Here is an 18,627-nt window from a genome sequence, read left to right on the forward strand (position 1 = left end):
GATGGGCGATCAGCTGGGTGAAGCGGTCGAAGGCCGCCACCTCGACCGTGCACTCTCCCGCCATCTGCTCCTCGATGCCGCGCAACTCCTCAGCGGTCACGACTCCGCGATAGGGCCCGAGCACACGCTCGCGGTAGGCGGCCGCCGCCTGTTCGGGGTCGAGATTCATCAAAGCGAGACCGGACACCCCCGGCACGGTGCCAGGTTCGGGGCCAACGGCTGTACCGAGCAGATCACCCAGGTTGGACGCCGGGTCGGTGCTGACGAGCAGGACCCGCCTGCCTGCGTCGGCCAGGGCCACGGCAACGGCGCCCGCGATGGTGGTCTTACCAACCCCTCCCTTGCCGGTGAACAACACGAACGGAGTCGGCCAGGACATCCAGTCGAGCGCCGGCAGGACAGCGGCCGGAACGGCGGTTTCCCGGCCGGTGCTGCCGGCATGAGTGTTCATGGCGTACGACTCCCGTCACCTGCCGACGCGGCCCGCGGCACCGGACCGTTTCTGTTCTCATTCTCCCGCCCGGCGCATGCCGGCGGGCACTGTGGCGCTTCCTGGTCACAAGGACCACGGCGGCATGGGACCCCACGTCTTGCTCATGCGGCCGACGGGATGGTCAGCAGCCTGCCCATCGCGGCCAGCACGGACGGCTCGACCCGGTAGTAGACCCAGGTACCGCGCCGCTCGGAGGCGAGCAGCCCGGCCTCCTTGAGCTTCTTCAGGTGATGGGAGACCGTGGGCTGGGAGACACCGACATCGGAGATGTCGCACACGCACGCCTCGCCGCCTTCATGCGAGGCCACCGCGGAGAACAGCCGCAGGCGGACCGGGTCGCTAAGCGCCTTGAACATCCGCGCGGCCGTCTCGGCCTCCTCGGCGGTCATCGGGCGCTCGGTCAGCGGCGGGCAGCATGGCGCCACGCCCTGGCCGTCGGCGGGCTCCAGCAGCGGCAGCACCTTCGCATTCGACATACGTCTATGTTGACCCATGTCGAACCAGAGCGGGGTGGTGCGAGACTCCGGACCTATGACGGGCCCTCAGCCCGCACTCGCGTCCGACGCGGACGACATCGAACGCCACCCGTGCCCGCGCTGCGGCGCTGATCCCGGATCACCCCGCCGCTCGCGCAGTGGTGCGGTCGCCGGCACCTATCACACCGGCCGCTTCACCAAGGTGCCTCGGCTGGCGAAGCTGCTGCGGGTGGCCACCCCGGCCGACCGCGGACCGGGGCAGCCGTGGCGGCCCGGCACCCCACCCCCGGCGCCCATCGCCCCCGACACCCCGACCGCCGACATTCGGATCGGCTACGCCCGATAGCCGGGCATGAGACGTGTTCATGTGAAAGTGTCCCGCTCTTGAACGGATGACTCGCCTCGTAAGTCGGTCTGTTTGTCGGGGCCGTGTCTCATCCGGCCTCGGGGGCGTCTGGCCCTTGCTCATCCGCGCCTTCGGTAGTGGCGAGAGCATCAATAGCCCGTGCGATCGTCTCGTCGAACTCTCTCTGGCGTCCTGCGGCTGCCCCAGCGAGGACGTTGAGCTCGCCGGAGCGGCCCACGGTGACCTCGGCGGGGGGTGCGGACCGAAAGGCGGGCAGGTCTCGGTCCTAGCGGTCGGCCGTCGGCGTGGCCGTCGGGTGCCACTCGCGGCGGAGGAGGCCGAAGACCCAGGAGTCGGAGACGTCGCCGTTGACGACGCAGTCCTCGCGGAGGGTGCCTTCGCGGACGAAGCCGAGCTTTTCCAGGACCCGGGCGGACGCCATGTTGCGGGTGTCGGTCTCGGCCTGGACGCGGTTCAGGTCCAGGGTGTCGAACGCCCACCGTAGGACGGCGTGCGCGGTCTCCGTGGCGTAGCCATGGCCCCACGCGGCGGCGTCGAAGACGTAGCCCAGGGATGCGCTGCGGAAGTCCGGGTTCCAGCTGGTCAGGCCGCACCAGCCGATGAACGCGCCGTCGGAGACGCGGTCGACGGCCACCCGCGCTCCCGTGCCTTCCTCCTCGATCGTCCGGCAGGTCGCAATGAAGCGCTGGGCGCGGGCCGGTTCGATCCACGGCGGGGAGTCCCAGTAACGCAGCACGTGGGCGCTGCTGTGCAGCGCGTAGAGCGGCGCCGCGTCGGCGTCGGTGAACGGCCGCAGTCGCAGGCGGGCGGTGTGCAGCTCGGGGGTGGGCAATGTCATGCGGAGCATCCTGCCGCGTCACGCTCGCCCCCGACCATCCGTCAGGCCCTGAAGTCACGCTGAGCTACTTGTCCCCTCGCCGCAGCTATACGAGAACAGGGCCGTCATGTGGGGCGCCGGCTGACGGACTTCGCGACGGCGCGCCGGCTGCTGCTGGAGGACCGCCTGGGCACGACGGTCCTCCAGCACGTCGGCCACGAGGAGAACGTCCGGGCGATCATGCGCCACCGCGTCCACACCGGCGGCAGCGACGGCCTGCTCGTCGGCGACAAGCCGCATCCGCGGGCGTACGGCACCTTCCCGCACTACCTCGGCCACTACGTGCGCGAGCTCGGCGTGCTGGGCCTCAAGGAGTGCGTCGCGCACCTCACCGGCCGCCCCGCGGCCCGGCTGGGCCTGTCCGACCGCGGCCTGGTCCGCGAGGGCCACCGCGCGGACCTGGTGCTGTTCGACCCGCGGACGGTCGCCGCGGGCGCGACGTACGAGGCGCCGCGCACGCTTCCCACGGGCATCCCGTACGTGCTCGTCGACGGCCGGTTCGTCATCGAGGACGGCCGCCGGACGGACGTCCTCGCCGGTCGTTCGGTGCGCAACGAACGCGGGCCGGGAAGGCAGCGGCACGTCACCATTCGGCGCATACGTGGCCAAGAACACGGGGCGGTCCGCGGTACGTGGCCGTAAGCTCACGGGCATGCAGGTGATCCAGTCCACGAAGCTCTCCAACGTCTGCTACGACATCCGCGGCCCGGTGCTGGAGGAGGCCATGCGGCTGGAGTCGGCAGGTCACCGCATCCTGAAGCTGAACACCGGCAATCCGGCCGCCTTCGGTTTCGAGTGCCCGCCGGAGATCCTGGAGGACATGCTGCGCTCCCTCGGCGGGGCGCACGGCTACGGGGACTCCAAGGGCATCCTCCCGGCTCGGCGCGCGGTCATGCAGCACTACCAGACCAAGGGCATCGAGCTGGACGTCGAGGACATCTACCTCGGCAACGGCGTCTCCGAGCTGATCCAGATGGCGATGCAGGCGCTGCTGGACGACGGTGACGAGGTGCTGATCCCGGCGCCCGACTACCCGCTGTGGACGGCCGCGGTCTCGCTGTCCGGCGGCACCCCGGTGCACTACCGCTGCGACGAGCAGGCGGACTGGTTCCCCGACCTCGCCGACATCGAGCGCAAGATCACCGACCGCACCAAGGCGCTGGTGATCATCAACCCGAACAACCCGACGGGCGCCGTCTACGACGACGAGCTGCTGCGGCAGCTGACCGACATCGCCCGCCGGCACAACCTGATCGTCTGCTCGGACGAGATCTACGACAAGATCCTCTACGACGACGTGACCCACACCCCGACCGCGGCGATCGCCCCCGACCTGCTGACGCTCACCTTCAACGGGCTGTCGAAGGCGTACCGGGTGGCCGGCTACCGCAGCGGCTGGCTCGCGGTGTGCGGCCCGAAGGAGCACGCGACCAGCTACCTGGAGGGCCTGACGATCCTGGCGAACATGCGCCTGTGCGCGAACGTCCCGGCGCAGCACGCGGTGGCCACCGCGCTCGGCGGCCGGCAGTCGATCAAGGACCTGGTGCTGCCGGGCGGCCGGCTGGCCGAGCAGCGGGACATGGCCTACGAGCTGCTGACGCAGATCCCCGGGGTCAGCTGCGTGCGGCCGAAGGGCGCGCTGTACGCGTTCCCGCGGCTGGACCCGAAGGTCTACAAGGTCAAGGACGACCAGCAGATGGTGCTGGACCTGCTGCGGGCCGAGCGGATCCTGGTGGTGCAGGGCACCGGCTTCAACTGGCCGGAGCCGGACCACTTCCGCCTGGTCACGCTGCCGGCGAAGGAGGACCTGGCGGACGCGGTGGGGCGGATCGCGCGCTTCCTGGACGGCTACGGGCAGCCCTGACCCGGGGCCGGCGGCCCAATACGTCCGAACACTCCCTCCTTGGACTGAGTCCAAGGTAGGATGTACTCCTTATTGCAGGAGGAGTGCACCCATGTACGAGCCGATCCGCACCAAATCGGTCCATACGACGGCGGCGCCCACCCTTCCGCGACGCAGTCGTGACGAGGAACTGGACCTCCAGCTCGCCGGACACCTCGCCGCCCTGCTGACCGTCACCGACGAACTGCGGGCGCTGGAGTCCAGCCCGGAGCTCGACCGTGCCGCGGAGCAGCTCGCCCAGGCCGTGGCGGGCCTGCACCAAGGGCGCCCCCCGCTGCGGCTCTCCCCGGCTCCGGCCGGGCGGGGGCGGGCTGAGGCAGCCGTGGTGGCGGCCCTGCACCGCAGGGCCCGCGCGCTCGCCGGCCGGGCGCTTGTGGTCGCCGAGTCACGCCAGAACGCGGAGGCCGCGGCGCTCGCCGAGCGCCACATCGCGGTCCACACCACAGCCGCCTAGGAACCGCCCGAGGGCCGGGACCACAGGTCGTGACCTCCGGTCCCGGCCCTCGGTGTGAGGGTCGGCGCGGCCCGCCCGCGGGGCGACGGTCAGGGTCGGGGATCCCGCGGCCGGGCCATGCCTACCGCCGGGCCGCCCGCCAGCGCCGCACGCACGAGGAGGGTCGGGCCGCCCGGAATCGGCGGGGCACAGGCCGTGTCCTCCTAGCCCAGGCGCTCGACCAGGGCCCGGTACTCGTCCCACAGCTCCTTCGGCGTGTGGTCGCCGAAGGTCTCCAGGTGGGACGGGATGAGGGAGGCCTCGTGCCGCCAGGTGTCGACGTCGACCGAGAGCAGCAGGTCGAGGTCCGCCTGGGAGATGTCCAGACCGGTGGTGTCCAGTGAGCCCGCGGCCGGCAGTACGCCGATCGGGGTCTCGACGCCCTCGGCCTGGCCGTTCAGACGCTCGACGATCCACTTCAGCACGCGGCTGTTCTCGCCGAAGCCCGGCCACACGAACCGGCCGTCAGCGTCCTTGCGGAACCAGTTCACGTAGTAGATCTTCGGGAGCTTGCCGGGGTCGTGCTTCTGGCCGAGCCCGATCCAGTGGCCGAAGTAGTCGCCCATGTTGTATCCGCAGAACGGCAGCATGGCGAACGGGTCGCGGCGCAGTTCGCCGACCTTGCCCTCGGCGGCGGCGGTCTTCTCGGAGGCGACGTTGGCGCCGAGGAAGACGCCGTGCTGCCAGTCGAAGGACTCGGTCACCAGCGGCACGGCCGAGGCGCGGCGGCCACCGAAGAGGATCGCCGAGATCGGCACACCCTTGGGGTCCTCCCACTCCGGGGCGATCGTCGGGCACTGCGCGGCGGGGACGGTGAAGCGGGCGTTGGGGTGGGCGGCCGGGGTCGCGGACTCCGGCGTCCAGGAGTTGCCCTTCCAGTCCGTGAGGTGGGCCGGGGGCTCCTCGGTCATTCCCTCCCACCAGACGTCGTTGTCGTCGGTGAGGGCGACGTTGGTGAAGACCGAGTTGCCCCACAGGGTCTTCATCGCGTTGGCGTTGGTGTGCTCGCCGGTGCCCGGCGCGACGCCGAAGAATCCCGCCTCGGGGTTGATCGCGTAGAGGCGGCCGTCCTCGCCGAAGCGCATCCAGGCGATGTCGTCGCCGATGGTCTCCACGGTCCAGCCGGGGATGGTCGGCTCCAGCATGGCGAGGTTGGTCTTGCCGCAGGCGCTCGGGAAGGCCGCGGCGACGTACTTGGCCTCCCCGCGCGGCGGCGTGAGCTTGAGGACGAGCATGTGCTCGGCCAGCCAGCCCTCGTCCCGGGCCATGACCGAGGCTATGCGCAGCGCGTAGCACTTCTTGCCGAGCAGGGCGTTGCCGCCGTACCCGGAGCCGTAGGACCAGATCTCACGGCTCTCGGGGAAGTGCGAGATGTACTTGGTGGAGTTGCACGGCCACGGGACGTCCTCCTGGCCGGGCTCCAGCGGGGCGCCGACGGAGTGCACGGCCTTGACGAAGAAGCCGTCCTCGCCGAGCTCGTCGAGCACGTCCTGGCCCATGCGCGTCATGGTCCGCATGGCGGTGGCGACGTACGCGGAGTCGGTGATCTCCACGCCGATCGCGGACAGCTCCGAGCCGAGCGGGCCCATGCAGAACGGGACGACGTACATGGTGCGGCCGCGCATGGCGCCGCGGAAAAGGCCCCCGGAGCCTTCGGCCCGGGAGGTACCCCCGTTGTGGCCGGTGAAGATCTCCCGCATCTCCGCGGGGGCCTTCCAGTGGTTGGTCGGGCCGGCGTCCTGCTCCTTCTCCGAGCAGATGAAGGTGCGGTCCTCGACGCGAGCGACGTCGGTCGGGTCGGAGGCGGCGTAGTACGAGTTGGGGCGCTTGATCGGGTCGAGCTTCTTGAAGGTGCCCTTCGAGACGAGCTCGTCCGCGAGGCGCTGGTACTCCTCCTCGGAGCCGTCGCACCACACGATCTCGTCCGGCTGGGTCAGCTCGGCTATCTCGCCGACCCATGCGATCAGATCCTGGTGATTGGTGGGAGCCGCATTGACGCGCGCCACGATCGCTCCGTTCCGCCCGGTGTGCACTCACCTGGCGTCAGATTCCGAGGGTGTGTTGTCGGCCCCTTGGGGGCTGCGACCCGGATGCTGCTGTCGTGGGATGCTCATCCGGTGCCGTCCGCACTCATATGAGTATCAGGACAGGAAACGCGATCTGTCCAGGGCGCGTGAGGTGAGCATCGCCACTCCCAACGCCCGGCGACACCGCGTACTACGGATCGGTAACCTACGCAACCGTAGCTAGCATTGATTTCATGAGCTCCGTGGACGAGACTCCCGTTGTGCCCGCCGCCCTTGAAGAACTCGCATCCGCCGCCGCCCCTTTGAAGCCCAAGCTGAGGGGGTGGCTCCATGCCGGGATGTTCCCCGCCGCCCTTGTCGCGGGCGTCGCCCTGACCGCCTTCGCCGAGAGCACCCGCGGGCGGATCGCCTGCGCCGTGTTCACCCTCACCGCCTGCGCGCTGTTCGGCGTGAGCGCGCTCTACCACCGCGGCGACTGGGGCCCCCGGGCCTCGGCGGTGCTGCGCCGGCTGGACCACGCGAACATCTTCCTGATCATCGCGGGGACCTACACGCCCTTCACGCTCCTACTGCTGCCGGACGGCAAGCAGGAGGTGCTGCTCTGGCTGGTCTGGGCCGGCGCCCTGGCGGGCATCGCGTTCCGGGTCTTCTGGGTGGGCGCGCCGCGCTGGCTCTACACCCCCTGCTACATCGCGCTCGGCTGGGCGGCGGTCTTCTTCCTGCCCGACTTCATGCGGCGCGGCGGCATCGCCGTGCTCGTCCTGATCGTCGTGGGGGGCCTGCTCTACAGCATCGGAGCGGTGATCTACGGGACCAAGCGCCCCAACCCCTCGCCGCGCTTCTTCGGCTTCCACGAGGTCTTCCACTCGTTCACGCTGGCCGCGTTCATCGTCCACTACGTCGGCATCTCGCTGGTGGCCTACAACCACGCGTAGCCCTTCCGCGGCCGCCCGAAGGCCCCGCGGACCGCGACGGCGGTCCGCGGGGCCTTTCGCATGCCCGGAGTGACAGCTACTCTTTTTTGAAAGTCACTGCCATTTGATGGTGGCTTTCTACTTCGCATGCTGCCCGGGTGCCCGGGCCCGTGCCCTCCGGAGGAGACCCGGCATGACGACGACGGCCGATCCAAGGCGCTGGTGGGCCCTCGGGGCCCTGGTGGCGAGCATGCTCGTGCTCGGCTTCGACATGACGATCCTCAACGTCGCGCTGCCGACGATGGCCGCCGAGCTGGGCGCGGACACCGGCGACCAGCAGTGGATCGTCGACGGCTACACGGTGGTCTTCGCCGCCGCGATGCTCCCCGCGGGGCTGCTGGGCGACCGCTGGGGGCGGCGCCGGATGCTCGTCGCCGGGCTCGGGATCTTCCTCGCCGGCTCGGTGCTCGGCGCCCTGGTGGGCAGTCCCGGACCGGTCGTCGCCGCCCGCACGGTGATGGGCCTGGGCGCGGCACTCGTCATGCCGCTGGCCCTGTCCGTCCTGCCCTCGCTGTTCGGGCCCGAGGAACGCCCCAAGGCCGTCGGCGCGGTCACCGCCTCGATGGCGCTGGGGATGCCGCTCGGGCCGATCATCGGCGGCACCCTGCTCGACCACTTCTGGTGGGGCTCGGTGTTCGTGGTCAACATCCCGCTCGTCCTCCTCGGTATCGCCGCCTGCCTCTTCCTGCTGCCCGAGACCAGCGACCCCGCCACGCCCCGCGTCGACCCGCCGAGCGGTGTCCTGGCGGTGGCCGGGCTCGGCGCCCTGGTCTTCGGCATCATCGAGGCGCCCCGCCGGGGATGGGCCGACCCGCTCGTGCTGCTGACACTGTTCTCCTCCGTCGCGCTGCTGACCGGGCTGGTGCTGCGCGAACGCCGGCTGGAGCGGCCCATGCTCGACCTCGGCCTGCTGCGGCAGCGGGGCTTCCTGTGGAACGCGGTCGCCGCGACGCTGGTGACCTTCATCCTCACCGGCCTGCTCTTCGTCCTTCCGCAGTACCTGCAGGCCGTCCTCGGCAACGACGCCCTCGGCACCGGCGTACGGCTGCTGCCGATGATGGGCGGCCTGCTCGTCGCCGCCCGGGGCAGCGCGCCGCTGGTCGCACGGTTCGGGTCGCGGCCGGTCGTCACGGCGGGGCTGCTCCTGCTCGCCGCGGCGGCGGTGCTCGGCAGCCGTACGGACGTACAGGACGGTTACGGGGCGACCGCGCTGTGGCTGTCCGTCACCGGCTTCGCCTTCGGCTTCGCGATGGTCCCCGCCATGGACGCGGCGCTGGGCGCGCTGCCGCGGGACCGCGCGGGCAGCGGCTCCGGACTGCTGATGACCCTGCGGCAGACCGGCGGCGCCATCGGCGTCGCCCTCCTGGGCAGCCTGCTGGCGGGCGCCTACGGCGACCGCGTCGACACCACGGGCCTGCCCGCGGCGGCCGCCGACGCGGCCTCGGGCTCCGTGGGCGCCGCGCACGCCATCGCGGCCGCCCTCGGCGACCCGGCGCTCGCCGCCTCGGCCGACGCGGCGTACGTGCACGGGATGGACCTCGCCCTGCTCGCCGGCGCGGCCGCCTCGCTCGTGGCGGCCGTGCTGACCGCGCTCTTCCTCCCCGACGCCCGCGGTGCGCTGGAGGTTCCGGGCACCGCGCGGATGGTCCCGCCCGCCGCCGATGCACGACAATGACCAGCGTGACCGTACCGACCAGACCGAGCCTCCGCGAGCGCAAGAAGATCCGGACCCGGCGGGCCATCCGCCGGGCCGCCTACCGGCTCTTCGAGGCGCAGGGGTACGACGGCACCACCGTCGAGCAGATCGCGGACGCGGCCGAGGTCTCGGCCAGCACGGTCTTCCGGTACTTCCCCACCAAGGAGGACATCGTCCTCTCCGACGAATACGACCCCGTCATGGTGGCCGAACTGCGCGCCCGTCCGGCACAGGAGCCCATCGTCGCCTCGCTGCGGCACGCCCTGCTGGGCCCGCTGCGCGAGATGCTCGCCGACGAGGGCGAGTTCGAGGAGATGCGGCAGCGGCTCCGGCTGGTGCGCTCGGTGCCCGCCGTCCGCGCCCGCATGGGCGAGAACATCCAGGAGTCCAGCCGGCTGCTGGCCTCCGTCACCGCCGAGCGCCTCGGGCGCCCCGAGGACGACTTCGAGATCCGGGTCGTCGTCGGGGCGCTGATCGGGGCCTGGTCCGAGGCCATCTTCCACTGGCTCGACGCGGACGGCGGCGCGGACCTCGCCGCCGTCCTCGACCGCTCGCTGGAACTGCTCGCGGCCAACCTCTGCCGTCCGCCCGCCTGACTCACCGGCGGCTCACCCCCTGGTCCCCGTGGACACAGGCCCGGCCGTCGTGGTCGGTGTCCAGCCGCAGCGGGTCCCGCGTCCGGTTCGCCCTCAGCGGCAACGGGTAGGCCCTGCGCGCCGAGCCGGCGGCCCGGGCGGCGCAGGAGGTGCGGGCGACCGCCCCCGGGAAGGCGGCCGGCACGCAGACGCCCGCCGTGCCGTAACCGGCCGCGCCCGGAGACGTTCACCGCGACCGGCGCCGACGACCACGCGGACGGGGCCCCGGCGGCGTGCACGCACCGTCCCCGCCGCCGGGGTCCGGAAGGCATCCGCCACCCCCGCACCGATCGGACGCGCGCAACGGCGCTCCCGACGGGGCCGCTTCACCGGCCGGCCGGCTCGCGCCGGACACGCGGCCGGGGGCAGCCCGGTGGCGTCGTGGCCGCCCCGGGCCGCGGGCGGCGAGCGCCCCTGCCGGAGTGCCTCAGCGCGTGCCGAGTCGCTCCGCCAGGGCCTGCGGGTCCGCGGTCGGGGCCGCGCACACGAAGTGCCGGCAGACGTAGGCCGCGGGGCGGCCGCCGAGCAGCGGGCGGTCGGCCAGGAGCACGAACTCCTCGGTGCCGGGCTCCCCCACCGCCACCACCGCGCCCGGGGCGGTGCCCAGCAGCGCGGCACGGTGCAGCGCCGCCGTACCCGCGTCGCCCGCCGGGCCGACCACGGCGACCTCGCGCGGGCCGTCGAGCGCCGCCTCCGCGACGGCCAGCCCCCAGCCGATGAACCGCGGCACCCGGCCGCCGAGGGCCCCCACGACGCCCAGCGCCCGCTCGGCGGCCTCGCGGTGGCGGGACGAGCCGGTGTACGCGGCGTACGACAGCAGCGCGCCGGCCGCGGCCGTCCAGCCCGAGGGGGCGGCGTTGTCGGTCGGGTCCTGGGGCCGGCGGATCAGCGTCTCGGCGTCGTCGGCGGTGTCGTAGAGGGCGCCGTCCTCCCCGGTGAAGTGCCGCAGCACGGAGTCGAGCAGGAGCCCCGCGAGGTCCAGCCACACGCCCTCGCCGGTCACCGCGCCGAGCGCGAGGAAGCCCTCCGCGACGTCGGCGTAGTCCTCCAGCACGCCGGCGTTGCCGCCCACCGTGCCCTCCCGCGAGGTCCGGGCGAGCCGACCGTGCTCGTCCATGTGGACCCGCACCAGCAGGTCGGCGGCCTCGACGGCGGCCGCGACCAGGTCCGGCCGCTCGAAGTACGCGCCGGTCTCGGCCAGCGCGGCGATCGCCAGGCCGTTCCAGGCGGCGACGACCTTGTCGTCCCGGCCGGGGCGGGGCCGCCCCTCCCGGGCGGCGAACAGCCGCTCGCGCACCGAGGCGATCCGCCCGGCATCCACCAGGCCCCCGTCGGCGGGCAGTTGGAGCACGGAGGCGCCCTCCTCGAAGGTGCCGTCCTCGGTCACCCCGAAGAACTCGGCCGCCAGCGCCGCGTCCTCCTTGCCGAGGACCTCCTCCAGTTCCGCCGGCGTCCAGACGTAGAAGGCGCCCTCACCGTGACCGCCGCCCGGCCTGTCGCTGTCGGCGTCGAGCGCGGAGGCGAAGCCGCCCTCGTGGGTGCGCAGCTCGCGGACGAGGAAGTCGGCGGTCTCCAGGGCGACCCGGCCGGCCAGGTCGGAGCCGGTGGCGCGCCACAGGTGGGCGTAGACCCGGCACAGCAGGGCGTTGTCGTAGAGCATCTTCTCGAAGTGCGGCACGACCCACTTGCGGTCCACGGAGTAGCGCGCGAAGCCGCCGCCGAGCTGGTCGTAGATGCCGCCGCGGGCCATCGCCTCGCAGGTGTCGCGCACCATCTGCAGCGCGCCCTCGGAGCCGGTGCGGGCGTGGTGCCGCAGCAGGAACTCCAGGGCCATCGACGGCGGGAACTTGGGCGCCCCGCCGAACCCGCCGTACGAGGGGTCGTAGTCCCGGGTCAGCCCCAGCAGTGCCGCCGCGAGCTGCTCCTTTCCGGGGGCGGCCGTACCGCCGAGGGCCGGCGAGCGTCCGCCCAGGTCCTTCACGATGCTCGCCGCGACCGCCCCGACCTCCTCCCGCCGCTCGCGCCAGGCCGCCTCCACGCCTTCCAGCACCTGCCGGAAGGAGGGCATGCCGTGCCGCGGGGCGGGCGGGAAGTAGGTGCCGAAGTAGAACGGCTCGCCCTCGGGCGTCAGGAAGACCGTCATCGGCCAGCCGCCGTGCCCGGTCGCCGCCTGCACGGCCTCCATGTAGACGGCGTCGACGTCGGGGCGCTCCTCGCGGTCGACCTTCACCGACACGAAGTGCTCGTTGAGGTACGCGGCGGTCGCCTCGTCCTCGAAGGACTCGCCGGCCATGACATGGCACCAGTGACAAGACGAATACCCGACGCTGAGCAGCACCGGCACGTCCCGCTGCCGCGCCTCCTCAAACGCCTCCGGCGACCATGGCCACCAGTCGACGGGGTTGTCGGCGTGCTGCAGCAGGTACGGCGACCGGGAACCAGCCAGTCGATTCATGCTTCCACTCTGCCATGCCGGTAGCGCCGGCCCGGCCACTGCCGCCCCGCTGCCCGGGTCCGGCGGGTGTCTCGTCAACGCGCCATGGCCCGGTCGATTTCCCGCACTCGTTCACGCAGCCGCCTGCCCTGCGCGTCGCCACGGTCGACCAGGTCGGGGAGCGCGGAGACCTGGACATCCCGCTCGCCTTGCGCCGCGACACCCGAATCCGTCCAGTCCAGTTCGATGGCTGCCCGTTCCGCGAGAGCGAGCACCGTGACGACAAAACGTCGGAAAGTGCCCGGATGACGGCGTGCCTGGTGCGCCGGTGCCGTGTCAGAAGAGCGGAGGCGAAGACCGCGAACGCTACGGGTTCGACCTGGCACTCATCGTTCTCCATCGGCCCGATCCCCGAGGCAAGACCCAGCTCCGCCTCAGCCCGCCGCCTCGAACTGTAATAGTTCTTGTCGTACACTGGCCTCATGCAGACGAACCGATCCGGGACGACCGAGAACATCTCCGTGTCCTTGCCTTCGGAACTGGTCGGAGCATTGCGCGAGCGCGCCGGCCGACGTGGCGTGTCCGCCTACATCACCGCAGCGGTCCGGCACCAGCTCGCCATGGACGGACTGGCCGAGATCGTCGCCGACCACGAGGCCGAGCACGGCGCCCTCACCGATCAGGAGATCGAGGCGGCACACCGTGAACTCTTCGGCGACGAAGAGCAGTCCCATGGAACCGGACAGAGCGCCGCGTGAAGGAACCCACGGCCCGATCCCTGGTGCTCGACTCCCAGGCGCTGTCCCTCCTGCTCGGCAATGACCGGCGGATGGTCACCCGCATCGAGGCATCCCGCCGGGCCGGTGTGCCGGTCCTCGTCTCCGTTCTCACCGTGGTCGAGGCTGTCCACGGCAAAACGGATGTCGCCCGGCTCAGCTGGGTCCTCTCCCGGCTCCAGGTCGAGCCGGTCAGCCAAGCCGACTCGATGACCGCCGTGCGCCTGCTGCTGGACGCGGGTGGTCTCCACGGACACAAGTACGCGATCGACGCTCTCGTCGCGGCGATGGCTCTGCGCTCCCCGACCCCCGTTCTGGTCCTCACCTCGGACCGTGACGACTGGTCGAAACTGTGCGGCGATCGCGTAGGCGTCGTCAATGTCTGAGGGGCCCGGACTACTGCCTTTACGCAGTCACTGGCACCAGTGACAAGACGAATACCCGACGCTGAGCAGCACCGGCACGTCCCGCTGCCGCGCCTCCTCGAACGCCTCCGGCGACCATGGCCACCAGTCGACGGGGTTGTCCGCGTGCTGGAGGAGGTACGGGGACGTGGCCTGCGCAGGTCGGTTCGGCATACCCGCATCCTTGCGCACCCGGCCTCCGCCCCGCCCATGCGCCACAGGGGCGGCGCACGTACGGGGCGGAAGGGCGTCGGCTCAGTGCTCGCGCGGCCGGACCGGCTGGCGAGTGGCCGCACTGACCGCCAGGCCGAGGAGGAAGAGACCGCCGCTCCCCCGCACCACGGCACCGCCTTGGGGCCGGCCCCCGTCAGGGGGTTCCCCATCGCCGTCACAGCGCGGCGAGCCCGGTTGCCCGCGGCAACGGACGTTGTCCAGGGCCGGTCATGCTGATGGAATCGACGGCTGGACGGTGCTGGGAGAGGGACAACATGCTGGAGACGGTCGGCCTCACGGCCCCCGAGGGCGACGTGTACCGCCTGCTGCTCGTCGCCGAGTCGGCGTCCGCCGGGGAGATCTCCGGCCGTACGGGCCTCGACGCCCCGGTGGTCCTGCGCCTGCTGGGCGCGCTGGAGGCCAAGGGGCTGGCGTACGCGGTGGAGGAGAGCCCGGGCTGGTACGCGGCCATCCCGCCGGAGGTCGCCCTCGTGCCGCGGCTCCAGCGCCACGCGGAGGCCCTGGACCAGACCCGGGCGGCCGTGTTCGACATGGTGGAGACGTACCGCCGCGTCGCACGGGCCCGGGGCGTGGGCCAGACCGTCGAGATCATCGACGGCGCCGCCGCGCTGCGGCAGCGCCTTCGTCAGCTCCAGGACGGCGCCCGCCGCGAGATGCTGTGCTTCTGCAAGGCCGGTTACGTGGCGATGTCCCCGGAGAGCAACCAGGAGCAGTTCGCCGCGCACGACCGGGGCGTGCTCTACCGGGTCCTGTACGAGCAGGCGTACTTCGACGACCCCGGCTCCGTCGACAACGTCGTCACGGGGGTGCGCGCCGGGGAGGTCGCCCGCGCGGTGCCCCGGCTGCCCCTGCGGTTGGCGATCGCCGACCGGTCGGTGGCCGTCCTGCCGCTGGCCCCCTCCGGCGCTCCCGGCGGCAGCCCCCGGGAGCTGAAGGCGGCGCTGGTACGGGACAGCAGCCTGCTGGAGGCGCTCATCGACCTGTTCGAGCACTACTGGGAGGTCGGCGCCCCGCTGCGGGTGACCGACGAGGGGCGGATCGGCGGCGCGGGGCCGGAGGACCCGGCGTCGCCGGCCGCGGAGGACCGGCACCTGCTCTCCCTGATGGTCGCCGGCATGACCGACGAGGCGATCGCCGGGCAGTTGCGGGTGAGCAAGCGCACCGTCCAACGGCGCATCCAGGGCCTGATGAACCTCGCGGGTGTCGTCACCCGCATGCAGCTGGGCTGGCACGCGGCGCGCCGCGACTGGCTCTGAGGCGGCGGAGACGACGGCGGGGCCCGCCGGGCTGATCCGGCGGGGCCCTGCCGTGCCGTTACGCGGCTACTTGAGGAGGTACGCCTTGAGGACGGTCTGCTCGAAGGAGTTGCCGGCGGCGTCCTTGACGTAGGTGCGCACGCTGACCGAGCCGCCCGAGGCGTTGCGCGGATGGCGCACGGTCACGGTGCGCTTGGTGCCGGAGCCGCGGACCTCGGCGGGGTGCCAGGTCCTGCCCTCGTCGTAGGAGACCTCGGTGGTGAAGGTGCGGATGGCCTGCTCGGAGGCGCCCTGGGCGCGCTGGATCAGCACCGGGATGTCGAGCCGGTGTCCGGCCCGGGCCCGGTTCCGGTCGTCGAGCTCCGGCGCCATGCGCACCGCGTACAGCGGCAGCGCCTGACGCGTCGCCGTGGTCGCGGACCGGAACCGCCATTCGGCGCGTGTGCTCGTGGACACGAGGCTGGGGCCGAGGTCGCGCTCCTGCTCGACCGTCAGACGGTAGTCGGCCGGGGTGGCGTCGGCCGGTACCTCGGTCCCGCTCATCTCCTGCGAGACCAGAACGCCGTTGCGCCGCAGTTCCGTCCTGGGCAGGCTGGCCTGGCTGTCGGCGAGGTAGTCGAGGTTCCCGTTGGCCGCGTACTGGAGGATGTACGTCATGGTGTCGCCCTCGCGGTGGATGTTCGTCTCACCGGGTACGAAGCCGATGGCCTGGACCGCGCCGTTCCAGCGCTCCTCGACCTTGGAGCCGGGGCGGTAGGTGTGCACGGTGCTCAGGTAGCTCTGGCCGCGGATGCTCTCCGGGTCGAGGAAGTTCCACTGGTCGAAGGCGGTCCGCCAGCGCACCCCGTCGCGCGCCGAGAAGTAGTCCACGCGGTGGCCGGGGACGGGGAGTCCCTGCATGTACATCCCGCCGAGCTCGTAGCCGTCGACCCATGTCCACACCAGGCGGACGGCGTCGAGTCCCGGTGCCGTGGCGGCGAAGGTGGTGTTCACCGTGGCCAGCTCGGACTTGCGGGGGTGGTAGCCGGGGTCCTCGGGGATGCCGCCGTGCACCGGCCGGGTGAGGTAGTACACCGAGGAGGGGTTGCCGTCGGCGGCGACGGGCTCGCCCCACACGCCGCTGACGATGTAGGTGAACGCCGAGTCCTTCACCCGTGCGGTCGGCGTGGCGTAGAGGTGCTCGATGTGGTCGTCGCCGACCGCGTCGTTCATGGTGACGGACAGGAGCTCGTCGGCCAGGCTCAGGGTGCCGATCTCGGCCGACATGATGCGGGCGGTGCGGCTGGGGGCGGAGATCGTGACGGGCCTGGCGGTGCGTGCGTCGATGGTGACCGACCGGTCGGCGGTGGTGACGACCTCCGGGGCACCGACCGCGACGGCCTCGGTGAAGTCGGCGTCGAAGAAGAAGCCGCTCACGGAGTAGGTGTCGTTCGGCAGTCGCAGGGTGGTGCCGTCCTTGCCGAGCAGTTCCTGCTCGTAGGTCCTGCCGCCGGCGGATTGGATCAGCAGGTAGGCGTACTCGGGGGCCTTGCCCGCGCGGTCCTTCAGGGTCAGGCGCAGCTCGTGGGAGGGCTGTTCCAGGTCCACGCCGAAGGGGACGCGGACCGAGACCTTCCCGTCGGTGGAGGTGGCCCTGACCACGCCGCTGTAGGCCGCGTACTGGGTGGTGGCCTGCGGGGCGACGGTGAGGGTGACGTCCGCGGAGCCGCCGGCGGGCACGGTGACCTGATCGGCGCCGAGCGTGAACAGGCCCTGGGGAGCGGGCTCGTCGAGCCTGCCTCGGCCGGCGGTGTGCGTCAGGCGCAGGGTGACCGGTGTGGTGCCGGGGTTGCGGTAGGTGAGGGTCTTGGTCACCGGGGGCCGGTTGCCGTCGGCCCACTGGATCAGCCCGAAGTCCAGGGCGGTGGGCTCGGCGGCCACCTGCTGGTCGACGGCGCGGGCGATGTCGACGCGTCCGGCGCCCTGGTAGTAGGCGCCGTGCTCCTTGGCGCCGGCCGTGGTCTGCATCAGCCGGCTCTTGACCTGCTCCGGGGTCCATTCAGGGTGCTGCTGGAACATGATGGCGGCGGCGCCGGCGACGTGCGGGGTGGCCATCGAGGTGCCGCTCATCGCGATGTAGCCGTCCTCGGCGGTGGTCCCGCCGGCCATGGCGGCGGTGACGTTCACGCCGGGTGCGATCAGGTCCGGCTTCAGGCCGGAGTCACCGATGCGCGGGCCGACCGAGCTGAAGTCGGCGCGGTCGTCGTCGGCCTCGGCGGCGCCGACGGCCAGTGCCCGGTCGGCGGAGGCCGGCGAGGAGACCCTGCTGCCGGACCCGTTGTTGCCGGCCGCGGCCACCACCAGGGTGCCGTAGTCACGGGTGACGGTGTCGACCATCGCCTCGATCGCGTCGGTCTCGGGGGTGTCGGTGTCACCCAGGCTCAGGTTGATCACCTTGGCGCCGTGCCGGGCGGCCCAGGCCAGCCCCTCGATGATCGCGGAGTTGTCGCAGTTGCCGTCCGCGGTGCACACCTTGCCCGCGAGGATCCGCGCGCCCGGCGCCACGCCCTTGTACCGGCCACCGGAGGCGGCGCCGGAACCGGCCACCGTCGAGGTCACATGGGTGCCGTGACCGTTGAGGTCGGCGGCGTCGGGTTCGCCGGTGAAGTTCGCCGACTCCACCACCAGGCCCTTCAGATCCGGGTGGTTCGGGTCGTAACCGGTGTCCAGCACCGCGACCTTGACCCCGTCCCCGGTCAGGCCCTTCTCCCACGCGTGCGGCGCGCCGATGCGCGGCACCGTCGTGTCCAGCTGCACCTTCGCCGTGCCGTCGAGCCACACCCGGCGCACACCGGCGCCGAAGGCCGTCGCGCCGGCCTTGCCGGGGGCGATGCCCTTCCAGAACGCGCCCGCGTCCTCGCGGCGTTCGGACAGCGTGGCGAAGGAGGTGCCGGCGACGGTGCCGACGTCGGCGGCGCCGGCCGCGGTCAGCCGGCGCTCGGCGGCACCCGCGTCACCGGCGTACTGGACGATCAGCGGCAGGGCCGACCGCTCCGCGTACTTCCCCTTCGCCAGGGCCGAGACGTTGAACAGCGCGCGGTCCACACGGTCCGCCGCGAGCAGCGGCAGCGCGTCGACGGGGATGACCGTCCACTGTCCGCCGTCCTGACGCTTGACGAACCTCATGCCCTCGCGGCCCTCGGCGGGCTCGACCGACACGCTCTGCTTGCCGGACGGGCCCGTCAGCAGCGTCACGCGGTCGCCCGTGACCAGGGTGACGTGCTGCCGGGTCAGGCCGTGCGTGCCGGACGCAGCCGTTCCCCGCGAGTCCGCGCCGGCCCGCCGGGTGTCCGGGCCGGTGCCCTGGGCGGCACCGGGGGTCGCGGTCAGACCGGCCAGAAGCGCGGCGAGGGCGGCGGCCGCCACGTACCGCGTCCGAGGGCTTCCGCCTTCCGGCCGCCATCTGCTGTTCATGTGTCTCATGACGCGACAGCGTGACGCCGGCGCCTCCCAGGGGTCAGCACTTTCGCCTGTCGGTCAGAGGACAAGTCACCTTTGCGCCACGGCACGGGAGCCGCAAAGGAGCCCAAACGGCGATGAAGC

General features: G+C 72.2%; 16 protein-coding genes and 4 pseudogenes. 10 read left to right on the forward strand and 10 right to left on the reverse strand.

What is annotated here, in order from left to right:
- Nucleotides 1-16: 16 nt before the first annotated feature.
- Together AC3EUJ_RS06905 and AC3EUJ_RS06910 are read right to left on the reverse strand one after the other, a co-directional pair.
- Nucleotides 17-451: pseudogene (locus AC3EUJ_RS06905) on the reverse strand (ArsA-related P-loop ATPase); the annotation flags it as partial.
- Nucleotides 452-594: 143 nt separating this feature from the next.
- The gene (locus AC3EUJ_RS06910) at nucleotides 595-969 is read right to left on the reverse strand and encodes an ArsR/SmtB family transcription factor (RefSeq protein ID WP_431960090.1); all 375 of its coding nucleotides are present in this window, start codon (nucleotides 967-969) and stop codon (nucleotides 595-597) included.
- Between the two features lie 55 nt (nucleotides 970-1,024).
- Between AC3EUJ_RS06910 and AC3EUJ_RS06915 the strand changes: the two genes are divergently transcribed.
- Complete coding sequence (locus tag AC3EUJ_RS06915) at nucleotides 1,025-1,315, forward strand: zinc finger domain-containing protein (RefSeq protein ID WP_431960091.1); 291 nt, start codon at nucleotides 1,025-1,027, stop codon at nucleotides 1,313-1,315.
- Nucleotides 1,316-1,601: 286 nt separating this feature from the next.
- Here AC3EUJ_RS06915 and AC3EUJ_RS06920 read toward each other — a convergent pair whose 3' ends face one another.
- Nucleotides 1,602-2,174 carry a GNAT family N-acetyltransferase gene (locus AC3EUJ_RS06920; protein WP_431960092.1) on the reverse strand — a complete coding sequence of 191 codons (573 nt, stop codon included), beginning with the start codon at nucleotides 2,172-2,174 and terminating at the stop codon, nucleotides 1,602-1,604.
- Between the two features lie 129 nt (nucleotides 2,175-2,303).
- Between AC3EUJ_RS06920 and AC3EUJ_RS06925 the strand changes: the two are divergent.
- The 3 genes and pseudogenes from AC3EUJ_RS06925 to AC3EUJ_RS06935 all read left to right on the forward strand — a co-directional run.
- Nucleotides 2,304-2,768 (forward strand): annotated as a pseudogene (locus AC3EUJ_RS06925) (amidohydrolase family protein); the annotation flags it as partial.
- Nucleotides 2,769-2,865: 97 nt separating this feature from the next.
- On the forward strand, nucleotides 2,866-4,077 hold the full coding sequence (locus tag AC3EUJ_RS06930; RefSeq protein ID WP_431960093.1) for a pyridoxal phosphate-dependent aminotransferase: 1,212 nt from the start codon (nucleotides 2,866-2,868) through the stop codon (nucleotides 4,075-4,077).
- A gap of 91 nt (nucleotides 4,078-4,168) precedes the next feature.
- Nucleotides 4,169-4,570, forward strand: a complete 402-nt coding sequence (locus AC3EUJ_RS06935) for an SCO4983 family protein (protein ID WP_431960094.1) — start codon at nucleotides 4,169-4,171, stop codon at nucleotides 4,568-4,570.
- Between the two features lie 203 nt (nucleotides 4,571-4,773).
- Here the strand turns inward: AC3EUJ_RS06935 and AC3EUJ_RS06940 are convergent, their stop codons facing one another.
- Nucleotides 4,774-6,615, reverse strand: a complete 1,842-nt coding sequence (locus AC3EUJ_RS06940) for a phosphoenolpyruvate carboxykinase (GTP) (RefSeq protein WP_431960095.1) — start codon at nucleotides 6,613-6,615, stop codon at nucleotides 4,774-4,776.
- Nucleotides 6,616-6,869: 254 nt separating this feature from the next.
- Between AC3EUJ_RS06940 and trhA the strand changes: the two genes are divergently transcribed.
- From trhA to AC3EUJ_RS06955, 3 genes are all read left to right on the forward strand, one after another.
- Entirely contained in the window at nucleotides 6,870-7,571 is a 702-nt protein-coding gene (trhA, locus tag AC3EUJ_RS06945; protein ID WP_431960096.1) for a PAQR family membrane homeostasis protein TrhA, read from the forward strand.
- 172 nt (nucleotides 7,572-7,743) lie between these two features.
- Nucleotides 7,744-9,285, forward strand: a complete 1,542-nt coding sequence (locus AC3EUJ_RS06950) for an MFS transporter (RefSeq protein WP_431960097.1) — start codon at nucleotides 7,744-7,746, stop codon at nucleotides 9,283-9,285.
- Nucleotides 9,282-9,902 carry an acyl-CoA-like ligand-binding transcription factor gene (locus AC3EUJ_RS06955; protein ID WP_431960098.1) on the forward strand — a complete coding sequence of 207 codons (621 nt, stop codon included), beginning with the start codon at nucleotides 9,282-9,284 and terminating at the stop codon, nucleotides 9,900-9,902. Before AC3EUJ_RS06950 ends, AC3EUJ_RS06955 begins: the two co-directional genes overlap by 4 nt.
- Nucleotide 9,903: 1 nt before the next feature.
- On the opposite strand, the gene AC3EUJ_RS06960 is transcribed toward AC3EUJ_RS06955, so the two are convergent.
- The 4 genes and pseudogenes from AC3EUJ_RS06960 to AC3EUJ_RS06975 all read right to left on the reverse strand — a co-directional run.
- Nucleotides 9,904-10,086, reverse strand: a complete 183-nt coding sequence (locus tag AC3EUJ_RS06960; protein WP_431960099.1) for a hypothetical protein — start codon at nucleotides 10,084-10,086, stop codon at nucleotides 9,904-9,906.
- Nucleotides 10,087-10,368: 282 nt separating this feature from the next.
- A complete protein-coding gene (locus AC3EUJ_RS06965; protein WP_431960101.1) occupies nucleotides 10,369-12,396 on the reverse strand; it encodes a thioredoxin domain-containing protein in 2,028 nt (675 codons plus the stop codon).
- Nucleotides 12,397-12,470: 74 nt separating this feature from the next.
- Nucleotides 12,471-12,650, reverse strand: coding sequence for a hypothetical protein (locus AC3EUJ_RS06970; protein ID WP_431960257.1), 180 nt, complete (start codon nucleotides 12,648-12,650; stop codon nucleotides 12,471-12,473).
- Between the two features lie 74 nt (nucleotides 12,651-12,724).
- Nucleotides 12,725-12,892: pseudogene (locus AC3EUJ_RS06975) on the reverse strand (DUF6086 family protein); the annotation flags it as partial.
- On the opposite strand from AC3EUJ_RS06975, the gene AC3EUJ_RS06980 reads away from it, so the two are divergent.
- Nucleotides 12,858-13,133 (forward strand): hypothetical protein, encoded by a 276-nt coding sequence (locus AC3EUJ_RS06980; RefSeq protein WP_431960102.1) that lies wholly within the window; start codon nucleotides 12,858-12,860, stop codon nucleotides 13,131-13,133. The pseudogene AC3EUJ_RS06975 and the gene AC3EUJ_RS06980 sit on opposite strands and share 35 nt — an antisense overlap.
- Entirely contained in the window at nucleotides 13,130-13,537 is a 408-nt protein-coding gene (locus tag AC3EUJ_RS06985) for a PIN domain-containing protein (protein WP_431960103.1), read from the forward strand. Before AC3EUJ_RS06980 ends, AC3EUJ_RS06985 begins: the two co-directional genes overlap by 4 nt.
- 33 nt (nucleotides 13,538-13,570) lie before the next feature.
- On the opposite strand, the pseudogene AC3EUJ_RS06990 reads toward AC3EUJ_RS06985, so the two are convergent.
- Nucleotides 13,571-13,729, reverse strand: a pseudogene (locus AC3EUJ_RS06990) (DUF255 domain-containing protein); the annotation flags it as partial.
- 314 nt (nucleotides 13,730-14,043) lie between these two features.
- Between AC3EUJ_RS06990 and AC3EUJ_RS06995 the strand changes: the two are divergent.
- Nucleotides 14,044-15,045, forward strand: a complete 1,002-nt coding sequence (locus AC3EUJ_RS06995) for a helix-turn-helix domain-containing protein (RefSeq protein WP_431960104.1) — start codon at nucleotides 14,044-14,046, stop codon at nucleotides 15,043-15,045.
- 66 nt (nucleotides 15,046-15,111) lie between these two features.
- Here the strand turns inward: AC3EUJ_RS06995 and AC3EUJ_RS07000 are convergent, their stop codons facing one another.
- Complete coding sequence (locus AC3EUJ_RS07000) at nucleotides 15,112-18,507, reverse strand: S8 family serine peptidase (RefSeq protein WP_488180947.1); 3,396 nt, start codon at nucleotides 18,505-18,507, stop codon at nucleotides 15,112-15,114.
- Nucleotides 18,508-18,627 lie beyond the last annotated feature (120 nt).

The organism is Actinacidiphila sp. bgisy160, from assembly GCF_057707815.1.

Bases quoted from the DNA above. Each gene is read 5' to 3' on its own strand.
- AC3EUJ_RS06910 (WP_431960090.1), bottom strand. From the start codon at position 969: ATGTCGAATGCGAAGGTGCTGCCGCTGCTGGAGCCCGCCGACGGCCAG.
- AC3EUJ_RS06915 (WP_431960091.1), top strand. From the start codon at position 1,025: ATGACGGGCCCTCAGCCCGCACTCGCGTCCGACGCGGACGACATCGAA.
- AC3EUJ_RS06920 (WP_431960092.1), bottom strand. From the start codon at position 2,174: ATGACATTGCCCACCCCCGAGCTGCACACCGCCCGCCTGCGACTGCGG.
- AC3EUJ_RS06930 (WP_431960093.1), top strand. From the start codon at position 2,866: ATGCAGGTGATCCAGTCCACGAAGCTCTCCAACGTCTGCTACGACATC.
- AC3EUJ_RS06935 (WP_431960094.1), top strand. From the start codon at position 4,169: ATGTACGAGCCGATCCGCACCAAATCGGTCCATACGACGGCGGCGCCC.
- trhA (WP_431960096.1), top strand. From the start codon at position 6,870: ATGAGCTCCGTGGACGAGACTCCCGTTGTGCCCGCCGCCCTTGAAGAA.
- AC3EUJ_RS06950 (WP_431960097.1), top strand. From the start codon at position 7,744: ATGACGACGACGGCCGATCCAAGGCGCTGGTGGGCCCTCGGGGCCCTG.
- AC3EUJ_RS06955 (WP_431960098.1), top strand. From the start codon at position 9,282: ATGACCAGCGTGACCGTACCGACCAGACCGAGCCTCCGCGAGCGCAAG.
- AC3EUJ_RS06965 (WP_431960101.1), bottom strand. From the start codon at position 12,396: ATGAATCGACTGGCTGGTTCCCGGTCGCCGTACCTGCTGCAGCACGCC.
- AC3EUJ_RS06980 (WP_431960102.1), top strand. From the start codon at position 12,858: ATGCAGACGAACCGATCCGGGACGACCGAGAACATCTCCGTGTCCTTG.
- AC3EUJ_RS06995 (WP_431960104.1), top strand. From the start codon at position 14,044: ATGCTGGAGACGGTCGGCCTCACGGCCCCCGAGGGCGACGTGTACCGC.
- AC3EUJ_RS07000 (WP_488180947.1), bottom strand. From the start codon at position 18,507: ATGAGACACATGAACAGCAGATGGCGGCCGGAAGGCGGAAGCCCTCGG.